Below are 13,867 nucleotides of genomic sequence, written 5' to 3' on the forward strand. Positions count from 1 at the left end.
CCAGGAGCGCAGGGCTCCCAGGGACATGCGGCAACAAGGGCGATCACACAGGTGACGATCACAGCCGACGCATCATTCGAAGTTCTGCCCTTCACCCGCACCTGCCGCCATATCTGGGAAGACGGCGACCATGTGCTCATCGGAGTCAGCCCTGGAAACAGCTACTTCAGCGCCGAGCGCATCAGCAGTCTCGCCCGGTGGGCCGTGAGCCGTTTCGCGCAGGTCGACTTCGTGTACGCAGACCTCCACGTGGACCGGATGTTCGCCGCCTTCGGCTACACCCAGGAGCATGCGGAGAAGCGGGCCGCGAAGGAGATCAAGGCGGTACGGCGACGCATCCTCAAGGGCGTGGAGGAATCAGGACACCCCCAGGCGGAAATCCGTGTCAGGGCACTGTCCGAGTTCCAGCAGAACCCCGTCTACCAACTTCTGCACCGTCGTGTCCTGCATTTCCTGGAGACGGACGACGAATTTCGCAAGGGCTGCGAGGAGATGGCCTTGCATTTTGTCGGATCCAAGTTGCCGGAAGGCGAATCCATCACGGACGCCCAGTTGCAGGTCTGTTTCGACTACATGGCGGCCGAACTGCCGTTCTTCGTGGACACCCCGAGCATTCTCGACGTCCCGTCCTCCGTGGCGGCCTACCACGTCAAGATGCCGCTCACGGATGTCCTCTTCGCCCGCGGCGGGGGCCTGCGGGCGACGCGCAACCAGGCGTACGCCGTCGTACGGCCCGAGGCCGCGGAGGCCGCTCCCCCGGCGCCCGCGCCGGCAGCACCCACGAACCACGCACCGACCGAAGGGACCGTCGATGAGCGTCGAGCAGCTTGAGGACAGCCGGGCCGTACCCGGCCGGGAGGCCCTCCTCGACTTCCCGCTCTCGCGGCGCGGCGACGTCCTGCCCGAGGAGTGCGCGTGGCTGCGCGAGAAGGCGCCGGTCGCGAAGGTCCGCACCCTCACCGGCGACCCGGCCTGGCTGGTGAGCAACTACGCGCTGACCAAGCAGGTGCTGGAGGACGACCGGTTCAGCCTCAAGGACACGGCCAATGCCGGGGTCCCGCGCCAGTACGCGCTGACGATCCCGCCCGAGGTCGTCAACAACATGGGCAACATCAACAGCGCCGGCCTGCGCAACGCGGTGATGAAGGCGCTCAACCCGCGCCAGAAGGGGCTCCAGGACTGGCTGCGCGCCAAGGCCGGCGAGCTCGTCGACCTGATCGTCGCCGAGGGTGCGCCGGCCGACCTCCGTGCGGGGTTCGCCGACCCCTTCTCGGCGGCCCTGCACTGCCAGGTGCTCGGGGTTCCGTTCGAGGACCGCCGGCGCCTGATGTCGGGGCTGGACGTCGCGTTCATGACCGCTCGCGAGCCGTTCGCCGACTCGGCGCTCAACTGGTACAAGGACGTCGGCTACTTCGTCGACCAGCTGAACGCGCAGCTCGCGCGGCCTGCCGAGGAGCGTACGGGGCTCCTCGGCAGGTTCGCGGACCTGAAGGAGGCGGACCCGGAGTCGGCGCACCTGACCGACGACATGTTCGCGACCGTCGCCGTCTCGCTCTTCGGGGCGGGCGCGGTCTCCACGTCGGCCTTCCTCGTGCTCGCCGTCCTCGCGCTGCTCCAGAAGCCGGAGCTCATCGGCTACTTGCGCAAGCACCCAGAGCGCATGGGCAAGGCCGTCGACGAGCTGCTGCGCTGGAACCTGTCGGTCGGCGACGGCCTGCCGCGCATCGCGATGGCGGACGTCCAGGTCGGCGACGTGCCGGTCAAGGAGGGCGAGCTCGTCCTGGTCCTGTTGGAGGGGGCCAACTTCGACCCGGAGGTCTTCGAGAACCCGCACGAGCTGGACCTGGAGCGCGAGAGCTCCCACCCCAACCTGGCGTTCGGCGCCGGCCGGCACTTCTGCCCGGCCTCCGCGCTGGGCCGGGCGCACGCCGAGATCGCGCTCGAAGTGCTGGTGGAACGGCTGCCCGAGCTGCGGCTCGCAGTGCCCGCCGAGAACCTGGTGTGGCGTACGGGCTTCATCAAGCGGCTGCCGGAGCGGCTTCCCGTCGCCTGGTGATGCCACCGGGGTGTCCCGGGAGCCGTGCGAGCTCCCGGGGCGCCGCCGCGCCGCCGTGTCCGCGGTCTGCGCGGTCTAGCGGAAGATGCCGGTGTGGCCGAGCGAGTAGCGGCCGGGCTGGGGGTAGACGGCCAGGCCGTGGGGGCCGCCGCCCACCGGGATCCTGGCGAGCTGGCGGCCGGTCGTCGTGTCGATCGCGTAGACCTCGGAGTTGTAGCGGCCCGACAGCCACAGCACCTTGCCGTCGGCGGAGACGCCGCCCATGTCCGGGCTGCCGCCGTCGGGGAGCTCCCACTTCTTGGTGATCTTGTTCTGTTTGAAGTCGAATACGGAGATGCTGCCCTCGCCGCGGTTGGAGACGTACATCTCCTTGGAGTCGCGGCTGACGTACAGGCCGTGAGTGCCCTTGCCGGTGGGCAGCAGCTTCGGGGTGTCGAACTTGTCGCCGCTGAACACCCACATGCCGTGCGCCATCATGTCCGCGACGTAGAAGGTCTTTCCGTCCGGCGAGACCTTCACGTCCTGCGGCATCGCGCCCTCGTAGGGCAGTTTCTGCTGGGCGATGACCTCCATCTTCTCGGTGTCGACCTTGAGGAGTTCGCCGGAGAACTCGCAGCTCACGATGAAGTAGCGGCCGTCTGCGGAGAAGTCCGCGTGATTGACGCCGAAACAGGTCACCGGGACGGTTTTCACTCGGTTCATGGTGCGCGCGTCGCGGAAGACGAGCTCGCGGTCCATGGACGCCATCACCACGGCGTACTTGCCGTTCGGGGTGAAGTACAGGTTGTACGGGTCGTGCACCTCGACGGGTTCGCCGACCTCGCCCGTGGCCGGGTTGATCGGGGTGAGCGTGTGTCCGCGGTTGTTGTTGACCCACAGGGTCTTCATGTCCCAGGACGGGACGACGTGCTGGGGCTGGGCGCCGACGGGGATGGTGTCGATGACCTTGTACGTCGCCGGGTCGATGACGGACACCGTGTTGGAGATGGTGTTCGGCACGTAGACGCGGGACGGGAAGTCCCTGACCACCGGGGAGAGGTTGTTCGGCCGGTCGGCCGCGTACACGTCGTTCGGGTCGAGGAGCGGCGGCATGCCGGCCAGTCCGGGCGGTACGGCGGGGACGGCTTTGACGGGCTGCCGGGCCGGCGCCGCCGAGCCGGGCGCCTCGGCGGGCTCCCTGTCGGCCGATCCGCAGCCGGCCAGGGCGGCGAGGACCAGACCGGCGAGCAGCACGGTGGCCTTCCGGGGAAGGCGGATGGTCGTCATGAGGTCAGCAGCTCCGTGGTGGTCACCGCGCGCAGCTTGCGGCGCGCGAGTTCTTCGAGGAGGGGCGGCATCGCGTCGACCGTGTCCGCGTAGCCGAAGTGCAGACTCACCACCGATCCGCCTTGGATCGTCCCGGTGACGGTGCGGATGACGGCCGCGGCGCCGGGCGAGGTGAAGTCGAGGGAGTCCACGTCGTACGAGAGGACGTGCGGGTAGCCCGACTGCCGGGCCAGCTTCTTCACCAGCGGGGTGGCGTACTGGGTCTGGGAGGGCCGGAACCAGGTGCCGATGGAGCCGGTGAGCCGCTTGAGCCGCCGGGCGCAGCCGGTGATCTCCGCGTAGGCCTCCGCCTCGGGCATCGCGTTGATCGCGAGGTGGCGCTCGGTGTGGTTGCCGAGCTCGTGGCCGCCGTCGAGGACCCGGCGGGCCATGTCCGGGTGGGCGTCGAGCCAGCTGCCGATCGCCAGCACGGTGACCCGCGCGCCCGCTCTCTCGGCCTCGGCCAGGACGGCCCGGGCGGTGGCGGGGTCCCCGTTGCCGTGGAAGGTGAGGGCGACCCGGGGGCGGTCGCGCGGGCCGTGCGCGATCTCGTCGGGCTGTCCGGGGAACCGGCGCGGGGCCGGCGCGGGTGCGCGGCTGGCCCGTCCGGCGGGCGCGGTGGCCGGGCCGGCGGCGGTGGCCGGGGGCCCGGAGGGGGTCGGGCCGCCCGCCCCGCAGGCGGCGGTGAGGGCGCCGGCGGCGGTCGCCGCGCCGGCGCGGAGGGCGGATCGACGGTCCGGGTAGCAGAGCACCTGCCCATTTAAGGGCCAGATGGGGCGAAATATGATGATTGACCCTATTCAGGACCTTCGCCGGAGTGCACCCGTCCGAGGGAGCGCCCATGATGCGATCAACGAATCACACGGAGGGGTGGATAGTTATTCATCGATTGCGAGGTGCGTGGCCCACCTCACCTAGGATTTAACTGGAAACTAATAGTATTTGTATACTTATGTCCAAGTTGGGACTTTTGGCGTTTGGTCACCCGTCTGCCATAGTCGGAACCACGGCTTCCCCATTGACCCGAGCGAAGTCGCCACGCCGAGGATCACACCCCCTTCGATCCTCGGCGCACCCGTGAAGCCCCCACGACGCCCCACCACGGCGACCGGGGGCTTCAGGCGTTCCGGGGGTCAGCGGTCGGCCACCCGCATCTCGAACCAGGTGATCTTGCCGCGCGGCAGCAGGTCCGCACCCCAGCGGTCCGAGAGCTTGTCGACGAGGAAGAGGCCCCGGCCGGTGGTGTCCAGTTCGTGGACCGGCATCAGGCAGGGCAGCCCGCGCGAGGGGTCGCGGACCTCGACCCGGATCCAGCCGCGCCGCCGCAGCATGTGCAGGCCGAAGGAGCGGGCGCCGGTGTGGCGCACCGCGTTGCCGACGAGCTCCGACACCAGCAGGACGGTGTGCTCGGAAACCTGCGGAGAAAAGCCCCAGAAGCGGATCACCACGTACCGGGCGAGCCGGCGGGCCGCGCTCGCCGACTCGGGCCTGGACGGGAGCGTCACTTCCGACTCGGCCGGATTCCCGTACAACTCCAGCGCCTTGAGACCCTGTTCGTCCTCAAGAGCCGCCGTGAGCTGTACGGCGGAAGCGCTGCTGCGCTGCCGCGGCTGTTCCACACCCTCCAGGCCCGCCATGAACCCATCATGGACGGCCGGTACGCCCGTCCGGGCCGTTCCACGGGAAAACACCCCCCGGAATGGTCGGTCCCAAGGGGGCGTCCCGACATATGCGTTGGGTTCTCGGACGGCAGTGAAACCATCCTGATCTGCGGTGACGATCCACTCCCGGAGGATCACCGCGAGTGGATCTCCACGGCTCCTTAAGGATGCCTTAAGGCCTGGCTAATCAACCCCCAGGGAGGACTAGAGGAACTTCGCCTTGCCCGGGCCCTCCTCGACGAAGCTGCGCATGCCGCGCTCGCGGTCCTCGGTGGCGAACAGGCCCGCGAACCAGTTGCGTTCGATGGTCAGGCCGGTGTCGATGTCCGCCTCCAGGCCCGCGTCCACGCATTCCTTGGCGGCGCGCAGTGCGATCGCGGGCCCCTGGGCCAGCTTGGCGGCCCAGGCGTGCGCCTGCTCGTACACCTCGGCGGCGGGCACGACCCGGTCCACGAGCCCGAGGGCGAGGGCCTCGTCGGCCTTGACCATGCGGCCGGTGAAGATCAGGTCCTTGGCCTTGGACGGGCCGACCAGCCGGGACAGCCGCTGGGTGCCGCCGGCCCCCGGGATCAGGCCCAGCAGGATCTCGGGCTGGCCGAGCTTCGCGTTGTCGGCGGCGATGCGGTAGTCGGCGCACAGCGCGAGCTCGCAGCCGCCGCCCAGGGCGTAGCCGGTGACGGCGGCGACGACCGGCTTGGGGATCCGCGCCACGGCGGTGAAGGCATCCTGGAGTGCGCGGGACCGGGCGACCATCGCCGTGTGGTCCATCGTCTGCATCTCCTTGATGTCCGCGCCTGCCGCGAACACCTTCTCGCCGCCGTAGATGATCACCGCGCGGACGTCGGCCCGGTCGGTGGCCTCCACCGCGAGCTCGCGCAGCCGGTCCTGGGTGGCGATGTCCAGGGCGTTCATGGGCGGCCGGTCCAGGCGGAGGGTGCCGACGCCTTCGGAGACTTCGAGAGAGAGGGTCATACGGGGAAGGTTAGCCGCGGTTAACACGAAGTGGCCCGGTGCTGTGGGTCACAGCACCGGGCCACTCGGCTACGTACGGGAGGGGACTACTTGATCCACTCCGCCCAGTCCATGTTCCAGCCGTTGAGGCCGTTGTCCGGGGCGATCTGCTTGTCCTTGGAGTTCTTCACGATGACCACGTCGCCGATCAGCGACTCGTTGAAGAACCAGGCGGCGGGCTGGTCGCCGTCGCCCGCACCGCGGACGTCCTTGAGGCCCACGCAGCCGTGGCTGACGTTCTCGGAGCCGAACGTGCCCGAGGAGGCCCAGTAGTTGCCGTGGACGAAGGTGCCCGAGTTCGACAGGCGCATCGCGTGCGGGACGTCCGAGATGTCGTACTCGCCGCCGAAGCCGACGGTCGCGCCGTTCATCCGGGTCACCTTGTACTTCTCGCTGATGACCATCTGTCCGTTGTACGTGGTCGTCGACGGGGCGCCCGCGGTGATCGGGAGGTTCTTGAACACCTGGCCGTCGCGGACGACCTGCATCGTGTGCTCGCTCGCGTCGACGGTGGAGACCTGCGAGCGGCCGATGGTGAAGGTGACCGTGCGGGTCTGCTTGCCGTAGACGCCGGGACGTCCCTCGACGCCGTCGAGGGCGATCTTCACGGTGACCTTGGTGCCCGCGGCCCAGTACTTCTCGGGACGGAAGTCGAGGCGGTCGTTGCCGAACCAGTGGCCCTCGACCGGAACGGACGGCTCGGCCGTGACCGTGATGGCCTTCTCGACGGCCTCGGTGTTGGTGATGCCGCGGGTGAAGTTGAACGACACCGGCATGCCCACGCCGACGGTCTCGCCGTCCTCGGGGGCGTAGTGGCCGACAAAGGTGTTCGTCGGGGTCAGGGTCGTGAAGGTGGTGTCCTTGGCGGATTCCCGGCCGGCCTCGTCCTTGGCGACGGCGTGCACCTTGTACTCGGTGGCGGCGGCCAGGTTGCGGGCCGGCTCCCAGCTCGCGCCGTCCGCGGCGAGCTTGCCGTCCACGGCGTTGCCCTTGGTGTCGGCGACGGTCACCGTGGTGAGCTTGCCGCCGGTGGTGGATATCTTCAGGATGCCGCTGGTGGCGACCTCCTTGGACCCGTCGTCGGGCTTGACGTTGACGACAGCCTTGGATGCCTCGGTACCGGTCTTGCCGCCGCCTCCGCCACCGCCGCCGTTGTCGCCGCCTCCGCCGCCGCCGGCGGTGCCGCCTCCGCTGCACGCGCTGGTGAGCAGCAGGGCCGCTCCGAGCAGCAGGGCCGGCAGGCCGGTGCGGCGGGCGCGGCCGCGTATCGGCTGCACGTTCACTCTTGTTCTCCCCATGTCCCCCGCGCGCGGACAGTCGCGCGCATGTCGACAGGAAATCACACGGGGGGATCACGAAGAGAAACGGTCTTGTCACCGTTCCGTCCCAAGAGTGGGAAAGGCCGGCGCGCCGGATGCGCGGCCGGTCCCCCGCACCCGGTCCGGCCCCGGACGCAGACCATCCGGCAGGACGATCACCCGACCGGTGTGCCGGTGCGCGTCAGCTGATGGCCGAGCCGGCGGCCCAGTCCGCCCAGGACATGTTCCACCCTCCCAGCCCGTTGTTCGGGGCGACCGTCTTGTCCTGCGAGTTCACGACCTCCACCACGTCCCCGACCAGGGTCCGGTCGAAGAACCAGCCGGCCGGGGTGTCCGAGCCGCCGCCCTTGTCGTCGCGCAGTCCCACACAGCCGTGGCTGGTGTTGGTGGAGCCGAAGGTGTCGGGGCTCACCCAGTAGTTCCCGTGCAGGAAGGTCCCGGAGGTGGTGAGCCGGACGGCGTGCGGGACGTCGGGGATGTCGTACTCGCCGCCGAACCCGACGGTCTGGCCGTTCATCCGGGTCACGTCGAACATCTCCAGCACCACCATCTTGCCGTTGTAGGTGGTGTGCTTGGGGGCTCCGGCGCTGATGGGGAGGGTGGAGACCAGCTTCCCGTCGCGGCGGACCTCCATCGTGTGCGCCTCCGCGTCCACGGTGGAGATCTGGGAGCGGCCGACCGTGAAGGCGACGGCCTTGTCCTGGATGCCGTACGAGCCGGGCGCGCCCTGCACGTCCCGCAGGTGCATCGTGACGGTGACCTCGGTGCCGGGCTTCCAGTAGTGCCTGGGCCGGAAGTCGAGGCGCTCGTGGCCGAACCAGTGTCCGACGACCTCGACCGGAGGCTTGGAGGTGACGGTGATGGCCCGCTCGACGTCGGCGCGGTTCGCGATGGACCGGCTGAAGTTGAAGGAGACGATCATGCCGGTGCCGACGGTGGAGCGGTTCTCGGGTTTGAAGTAGCCGATGAACCGCTCTTCGGGGACGTAGGTGGTGAAGGTGGTGTGCCGGGCCTGGCGGCGGTTGTGGCCGTCGAGGGCGACCGCGTCCACGGTGTACTTGGCGGCGAGCACGAGCCTGCCGCTCTCGGAGTCGGGGCTCCAGCTGAGGCCGTCGGGGGCGATGGAGCCCGGGACGCGTTCCTCCTGGTCGTCCTCGACCTTGGTGACCACGACCCTTTCGAGGCGGCCCTCGGGGACTCTGACGGTCAGCGGGCCTTCGGCCGGGACGCCCTTGGCGTTGTCGTCGGGGGTGATCCGGATGGCCTCGTCAGGCGACCGGGGCTTGCCGGGCAGCTGGATCTCGACCGGGGAACCGCCGCTCGCGGTGCATCCGGACAGGCCGCCCAGCAGGCCTGCCCAAGCCGCCGCGCCGGCCAGGCCCGCCACTGCCCGCCTCGTCAGAAGTGTCACGATCCCTCCAACGACGGCCCCCCTCCGGGGGAAACGTGAGGGCGGGCCACGTTCCGGGCAGATCTCTCCGGGCAGAACAGTGGGAAGGACCAGACGGGGGCGGGCTCCGGCCGGGACGCCGGGGCCGCACTTCCCCCACCCCTGCCGGTACCCAGGAGCCGTGGAGGCGGGCAGTGTCGAGCGCAGCCGAGCAAGAGGCGGTGGATGCCGCCGCCATGGAGGCAGTGGAGGCGGGGGACGCCGTGCGCGGCGGCGGAGCCGCGCCACCCGTCCCGCACGTCAACGGCCGGGTGAACGGCGCGGTGATACAGGACCGCGAGTCGGCCTTACGGGCCGCCACGCGCTCGCGGCCCCCGGTGTGGCCGGGCTCCTCGCACCCCCTGGGAGCGCGTTTTCGCACCGGCCCGGACGGGACGGCGGGCACGAACTTCGCGCTGTGGGCGCAGGGCGCGGAAGCGGTGGAGGTGTGCCTCTTCGATGCGGACGGCGCCGAGACGCGGTGCGCGCTGAGCGAGCTGACGCACGAGATCTGGCACGGCTTCCTGCCCGGTGTGTTCCCCGGGCAGCGGTACGGGTTCCGGGTGCACGGCCGCTGGGACCCGTGGACCGGGGCCCGGTTCAATCCGGCGAAGCTGCTGCTGGACCCGTACGCACGGGCCGTCGACGGCGACTTCGCGCTGCCGCCGGAGGTGTACGGGCACGTCCGCGACTGGCCGCAGCAGTACATCGCGGACACCGTGCGCGACGACCGCGACTCGGCCCCGCACGTCCCCAAGGGGGTCGTCGTCCACGATGACGACGACTGGGCGGACGACGTCCGGCCGAAGACCCCGTGGGCCGATTCGGTGATCTACGAGCTGCACGTGCGCGGGTTCACGATGCGCCATCCGGGTATTCCCGAGGAGCTGCGCGGCACGTACGCGGGCCTGGCCCATCCGGCGGCGATCGAGCACCTGACCCGGCTCGGGGTGACGGCGGTCGAACTGCTGCCGGTGCACCAGTTCGCGCACGAGGACCACCTGCTGCGCCGGGGGCTGCGCAACTACTGGGGCTACAACTCGATCGGCTACTTCGCCCCGCACGCCGGCTACTCCTCGTCCGGTACGGCCGGGCAGCAGGTCGGCGAGTTCAAGCGGATGGTGAAGGCCCTGCACGCGGCCGGGATCGAGGTCATCCTCGACGTGGTCTACAACCACACGGCGGAGGCGGGCGAGCTGGGCCCGACGCTGTCGCTGCGCGGCACCGACAACCGGGGCTACTACCGGCTCCAGTCGGACCAGCGCCGGTACGCCGACTACACGGGCTGCGGGAACACCCTGCACGCCGGGCGCCCGCAGGTGCTGCGCCTGATCACGGACTCGCTGCGGTACTGGGTCACGGAGATGGGGGTGGACGGCTTCCGCTTCGACCTGGCGGCGGCGCTGGCCCGCTCGATGCACGACGTGGACATGCTCTCGCCGTTCCTCGCGGTGATCGCCCAGGACCCGGTGCTGCGGCGGGTCAAGCTGATCGCCGAACCGTGGGACGTGGGCTCGGGCGGCTACCAGGTGGGGGCGTTCCCGCCACTGTGGACGGAGTGGAACGACCGGTACCGGGACGCGGTGCGGGACTTCTGGCGGGGCGCGCTGCCCGACGTACGGGACCTCGGGTACCGGCTGTCGGGCTCCAGCGACCTGTACGCGTGGGGCGGGCGGCGGCCGTACGCCTCGGTGAACTTCGTGACGGCGCACGACGGTTTCACCTTGCGCGACCTGGTCTCGTACGAGCGCAAGCACAACGAGGCCAACGGGGAGGCGGGCCGCGACGGGACCAACGACAACCGCTCGTGGAACTGCGGGGTGGAGGGGGATCCACCGGGGGGCACGGATGCCCGGATCGGGGCCCTGCGGCGGCGGCAGCTGCGCAACCTGCTGACCACGCTGCTTCTGTCCACCGGGGTGCCGATGCTGGTCGCGGGCGACGAGTTCGGCCGTACGCAGGGCGGCAACAACAACGCGTACTGCCAGGACAACGAGACGGGCTGGGTGGACTGGTCGCTGCTGGAGGACCCGGCCTGGCGGGACCTGTTCGCGCTGGCCGCGCGGCTGGTGGCACTGCGCCAGGCGCATCCGGTGCTGCGCCGGCGGGCGTTCTTCTCGGGGCGGCCGCAGGGCGCGGACGGGCTGCGGGACCTCGCCTGGTTCACCCCGGCGGGCGCGGAGATGACGGAGCGGGACTGGTACGCGCCGGCGGCGGCGCTCGGGATGTACCTGTCGGGGCGGGACATCCCGGGCCGCGACGAGCGGGGCCGCCAGGTGAGCGACGACAGCTTCCTGGCGCTGCTGCACGCCGGGGACCGGCCGGTGGAGTGGGTGCTGCCGGGCGCGCCGTGGGCGGCGGGCTACGAACTGGTGCTGGACACCGCGCGGGAGGACCAGTCCGCGCCTCCGCGCACCCGGCACCGGGGCGGGGAGACGCTGACGGTGCCGGCCCGGTCGGTGCTGCTGCTGCGGGTGGCGCTCTGAGGGCCGCGGGCGGGAGGCGCAGCTCCACATCGACCCGGCGGCGGTCCCCCGTCGGCGAAATACATTTTACTGTCATGACCTCGTCGATCTGGCGGCTGCTCGCCGGGCGCACCTTCGCCGCCTTCGCCTCCGCCCTCATCCCCACCACCCTCACCCTGGCCGTCGTACGCACCGGTTCGGCCGCAGCCCTGGGGATCGTGCTCGCGTGCGAACTGCTCCCGATGCTGCTCCTGCTGCCCGTCGCGGGCGTGGCCGCCGACCGCTTCCCCGCCCGGCGGGTCGTACTGGCCGCCGACCTGGTGCGCGCCGGCGCGCAGTGCGCGACCGGAGCCCTCCTGCTGGCCGGCCCGGTACGGATCCCCGGGCTCGCGGCGCTCGCGGCGGTCACCGGCGCCGGCGTCGCGTTCGGCAACCCCTCGGCCCGTACGCTCGTCGCCGCCGTCGTCCCCGCCGAGGGCCGGCTGCGGGTCAACGCCCGGCTCGGGGTGGCGAGCGGGCTCGCGCAGATGGCGGGGCCCGCAGCGGCGGGCACGATGATGCTGGCCCTCGGCGCCGGCTGGTCCTCCCTGCTCACCGGCGTGCTGTTCGCCGCATCCGCGCTCACCCTCGGCGGGTTGCGGACCGCCCCGGTCCCGCGGGTCCGCAGGCGCGCCGGGTTCACCGCCGAACTGCGGGCCGGCTGGTCCGAGACGCGCCGCCACCCCTGGTTCCTGGCCAATGTGCTCGCCCACGGGGTCTGGCATCTCGCGGCCGGTCTGCTGCTCACCCTCGGACCGCTGATCGCCGTGGAGAGCCTGGGCGGGGCGGCGACATGGGTGGTCATCGCCCAAGTGGGCACCATCGGCATGCTCATCGGCGTCTGGGCGGCCGGCCGGCTGCCTGTACGGAGGCCGCTGTACGGGGTCGCCGTCGGGGCATCCGCGCAGGCCCTGCCGCTCACGGCCCTCGCACTGCGGCTGCCCGCGGCGGTGACGGCGACCGCCTTCTTCGTCGCGATGTCCGGCCTGGGCGTGCTGAGCCCCTTGTGGGAGACGGAGATGCAGCGCCGCATCCCGCCGGAGACGCTGGGCCGGGTCGGTTCGTTCGACACCCTGATCTCCTTCGCCGCGCGGCCGTTGGGACTTGCGGTGGCGGCGCCGCTGGCAGGGGTCACCGGGGCCGCGGCGCCGCTGCTGGTGGCAGCGGTCCTCAGTTCCGCCGCGAACCTCTCGGTGCTGCTGCTCCCGGACGTCCGCAGGGAACCGGAGCGGGAATCCTCGGCCGCCCTGCGATGATGTGGCCTCGTACACACGTGCACCCGTACACGTGTGCAGCCGCAGGAATCAGGGGTACGCATGGCGAGATTCGGGACCGCGCTGCAAGAGCTGCGCGGGGCGCAGAAGTCGGCGAAGGGGGTGTCGCTCTATTCACGGTTCGTCAACCGGCCCGCGGGGCGCTACCTGGCCGCCGCGTCCCATGCGCTCGGGCTGACCCCGAACCAGGTGACGCTGGTCAGTGCCGCCTTCAGCTTCGCTGCGATCGCCGCTGTCGCGCTCGCCGCGCCCTCGTGGGGGCTGGGCGTCGCCGTGTGGGCCGCGCTCGCGGTCGGCTTCGCATTCGACTCCGCCGACGGGCAGTTGGCCCGGCTGCGCGGGGGCGGCAGCGCGGCGGGCGAGTGGCTCGACCACGTCGTGGACTGCGCCAAGCTCACCGCCCTGCACACCTGCGTACTGATCGCCTTCCACCGCTTCCCCGACGCGTACGGGACGAGTGGGGACGGCTGGCTCCTGGTGCCGCTGGGCTTTCAGTTCGCCTCGGTCGTCACCTTCTTCGGCGGGCTGCTGACCGAGAAGCTCAAGCCCAGGCCGGCGCCGGGGAGCCCCGCCGCGGCGCCGTCGACCGTGCGCGCGGTGGCGCTGTTGCCCGTGGACTACGGGGTGTTCTGCCTCGTGTTCCTGGTGCTCGGGGGCGGAGCGCTGTTCCGCTGGGCCTACGCGGGGCTCGGCGCCTTCGCCGTGCTGTTCCTGGCGGCGTTCCTCGCGAAGTGGTTCCGGGAGCTCAGCGCCGTGCCGCGCTGAGGCTCCGGGCCGCGCCGACCGGTTCCGTACCCGGTCAGCGGCGCTCCGCGCCGAGCGGCTCGGACAGCGCGTCCAGTGCCCGGCGCAGCTGGGTGCTGGACGTGTGCACGGTGTAGGGGAAATAGACGACGTCGACCCCGACGGCGGCGAAGTCCTTCTCCAGCTTGTCGCCCTTGGGGGTGCCCCGCCAGTCGTCGCCCTTGAAGATCACGTCGAAGCGGACCTGCTTCCAGGTCTCCACCTTGTCCGGGACGGTTTCGACGAACGCCGCGTCCACGTACCGCACGCTGCGGACGATTTCCAGGCGCTCGACGAGCGGGATCATCGGGCGGCGCCCCTTGGCCAGTTCGGCCATCTCGTCGGAGACCACTCCGGCCACCAGGTAGTCGCACTGACTCCGGGCGTGGCGAAGGATGTTGAGATGTCCGATGTGGAACAGATCGTAGGCGCCCGGGGCATACCCGACCCGGTACGGTCTGTGCGCAGGTGCGCCAAGGTCGGACATGTCGCGCTCCGTCATGAGTTACCCCCCAGCAACCACAC

The 13,867-nt window shown here is 70.8% G+C and carries 12 protein-coding genes; 5 read left to right on the forward strand and 7 right to left on the reverse strand.

The window, feature by feature from the left end; genetic code table 11:
• The first annotated feature begins 51 nt into the window (after positions 1-51).
• Together ABTY04_RS18215 and ABTY04_RS18220 are read left to right on the forward strand one after the other, a co-directional pair.
• Positions 52-831: a tRNA-dependent cyclodipeptide synthase gene (locus tag ABTY04_RS18215; protein ID WP_352214348.1), complete on the forward strand. Its 780-nt coding sequence runs from the start codon at positions 52-54 to the stop codon at positions 829-831.
• The gene (locus tag ABTY04_RS18220) at positions 812-2,056 is read left to right on the forward strand and encodes a cytochrome P450 (RefSeq protein ID WP_352214349.1); all 1,245 of its coding nucleotides are present in this window, start codon (positions 812-814) and stop codon (positions 2,054-2,056) included. Before ABTY04_RS18215 ends, ABTY04_RS18220 begins: the two co-directional genes overlap by 20 nt.
• Before the next feature lie 75 nt (positions 2,057-2,131).
• On the opposite strand, the gene ABTY04_RS18225 is transcribed toward ABTY04_RS18220, so the two are convergent.
• The 6 genes from ABTY04_RS18225 to ABTY04_RS18250 all read right to left on the reverse strand — a co-directional run bounded on the left by ABTY04_RS18225 (position 2,132) and on the right by ABTY04_RS18250 (position 8,754).
• Positions 2,132-3,322 (reverse strand): YncE family protein, encoded by a 1,191-nt coding sequence (locus ABTY04_RS18225; RefSeq protein ID WP_352214350.1) that lies wholly within the window; start codon positions 3,320-3,322, stop codon positions 2,132-2,134.
• Positions 3,319-4,113 carry a polysaccharide deacetylase family protein gene (locus ABTY04_RS18230; protein WP_352214351.1) on the reverse strand — a complete coding sequence of 265 codons (795 nt, stop codon included), beginning with the start codon at positions 4,111-4,113 and terminating at the stop codon, positions 3,319-3,321. Before ABTY04_RS18230 ends, ABTY04_RS18225 begins: the two co-directional genes overlap by 4 nt.
• 381 nt (positions 4,114-4,494) lie before the next feature.
• Positions 4,495-4,998: an ATP-binding protein gene (locus ABTY04_RS18235; RefSeq protein WP_502996665.1), complete on the reverse strand. Its 504-nt coding sequence runs from the start codon at positions 4,996-4,998 to the stop codon at positions 4,495-4,497.
• A 228-nt stretch (positions 4,999-5,226) separates the two neighbouring features.
• The gene (locus ABTY04_RS18240; protein ID WP_352214353.1) at positions 5,227-5,994 is read right to left on the reverse strand and encodes an enoyl-CoA hydratase/isomerase family protein; all 768 of its coding nucleotides are present in this window, start codon (positions 5,992-5,994) and stop codon (positions 5,227-5,229) included.
• A gap of 86 nt (positions 5,995-6,080) precedes the next feature.
• Entirely contained in the window at positions 6,081-7,331 is a 1,251-nt protein-coding gene (locus tag ABTY04_RS18245; RefSeq protein WP_502996666.1) for a L,D-transpeptidase, read from the reverse strand.
• A gap of 202 nt (positions 7,332-7,533) precedes the next feature.
• Complete coding sequence (locus ABTY04_RS18250; RefSeq protein WP_352214437.1) at positions 7,534-8,754, reverse strand: L,D-transpeptidase; 1,221 nt, start codon at positions 8,752-8,754, stop codon at positions 7,534-7,536.
• A gap of 182 nt (positions 8,755-8,936) precedes the next feature.
• Between ABTY04_RS18250 and glgX the strand changes: the two genes are divergently transcribed.
• The 3 genes from glgX (at position 8,937) to ABTY04_RS18265 (ending at position 13,324) form a co-directional block, all read left to right on the forward strand.
• Positions 8,937-11,267 (forward strand): glycogen debranching protein GlgX, encoded by a 2,331-nt coding sequence (gene glgX, locus ABTY04_RS18255; RefSeq protein WP_352214354.1) that lies wholly within the window; start codon positions 8,937-8,939, stop codon positions 11,265-11,267.
• Positions 11,268-11,341: 74 nt separating this feature from the next.
• Positions 11,342-12,541, forward strand: coding sequence for an MFS transporter (locus tag ABTY04_RS18260; protein WP_352214355.1), 1,200 nt, complete (start codon positions 11,342-11,344; stop codon positions 12,539-12,541).
• Positions 12,542-12,601: 60 nt separating this feature from the next.
• Positions 12,602-13,324, forward strand: coding sequence for a CDP-alcohol phosphatidyltransferase family protein (locus ABTY04_RS18265; RefSeq protein ID WP_352214356.1), 723 nt, complete (start codon positions 12,602-12,604; stop codon positions 13,322-13,324).
• Between the two features lie 34 nt (positions 13,325-13,358).
• Here ABTY04_RS18265 and ABTY04_RS18270 read toward each other — a convergent pair whose 3' ends face one another.
• Positions 13,359-13,829, reverse strand: a complete 471-nt coding sequence (locus ABTY04_RS18270) for an FAD synthase family protein (RefSeq protein WP_352214357.1) — start codon at positions 13,827-13,829, stop codon at positions 13,359-13,361.
• Positions 13,830-13,867 lie beyond the last annotated feature (38 nt).

The organism is Streptomyces sp. NPDC097981 (assembly GCF_040302565.1).
GTDB lineage: Bacteria > Actinomycetota > Actinomycetes > Streptomycetales > Streptomycetaceae > Streptomyces.

Excerpts from the sequence above, each read along its gene's own strand:
- ABTY04_RS18260 (WP_352214355.1), top strand. The coding sequence starts at position 11,342 with ATGACCTCGTCGATCTGGCGGCTGCTCGCCGGGCGCACCTTCGCCGCC.
- ABTY04_RS18245 (WP_502996666.1), bottom strand. The coding sequence starts at position 7,331 with ATGGGGAGAACAAGAGTGAACGTGCAGCCGATACGCGGCCGCGCCCGC.
- ABTY04_RS18240 (WP_352214353.1), bottom strand. The coding sequence starts at position 5,994 with ATGACCCTCTCTCTCGAAGTCTCCGAAGGCGTCGGCACCCTCCGCCTG.
- ABTY04_RS18235 (WP_502996665.1), bottom strand. The coding sequence starts at position 4,998 with ATGGCGGGCCTGGAGGGTGTGGAACAGCCGCGGCAGCGCAGCAGCGCT.
- ABTY04_RS18225 (WP_352214350.1), bottom strand. The coding sequence starts at position 3,322 with ATGACGACCATCCGCCTTCCCCGGAAGGCCACCGTGCTGCTCGCCGGT.
- ABTY04_RS18265 (WP_352214356.1), top strand. The coding sequence starts at position 12,602 with ATGGCGAGATTCGGGACCGCGCTGCAAGAGCTGCGCGGGGCGCAGAAG.
- ABTY04_RS18270 (WP_352214357.1), bottom strand. The coding sequence starts at position 13,829 with ATGTCCGACCTTGGCGCACCTGCGCACAGACCGTACCGGGTCGGGTAT.
- ABTY04_RS18220 (WP_352214349.1), top strand. The coding sequence starts at position 812 with ATGAGCGTCGAGCAGCTTGAGGACAGCCGGGCCGTACCCGGCCGGGAG.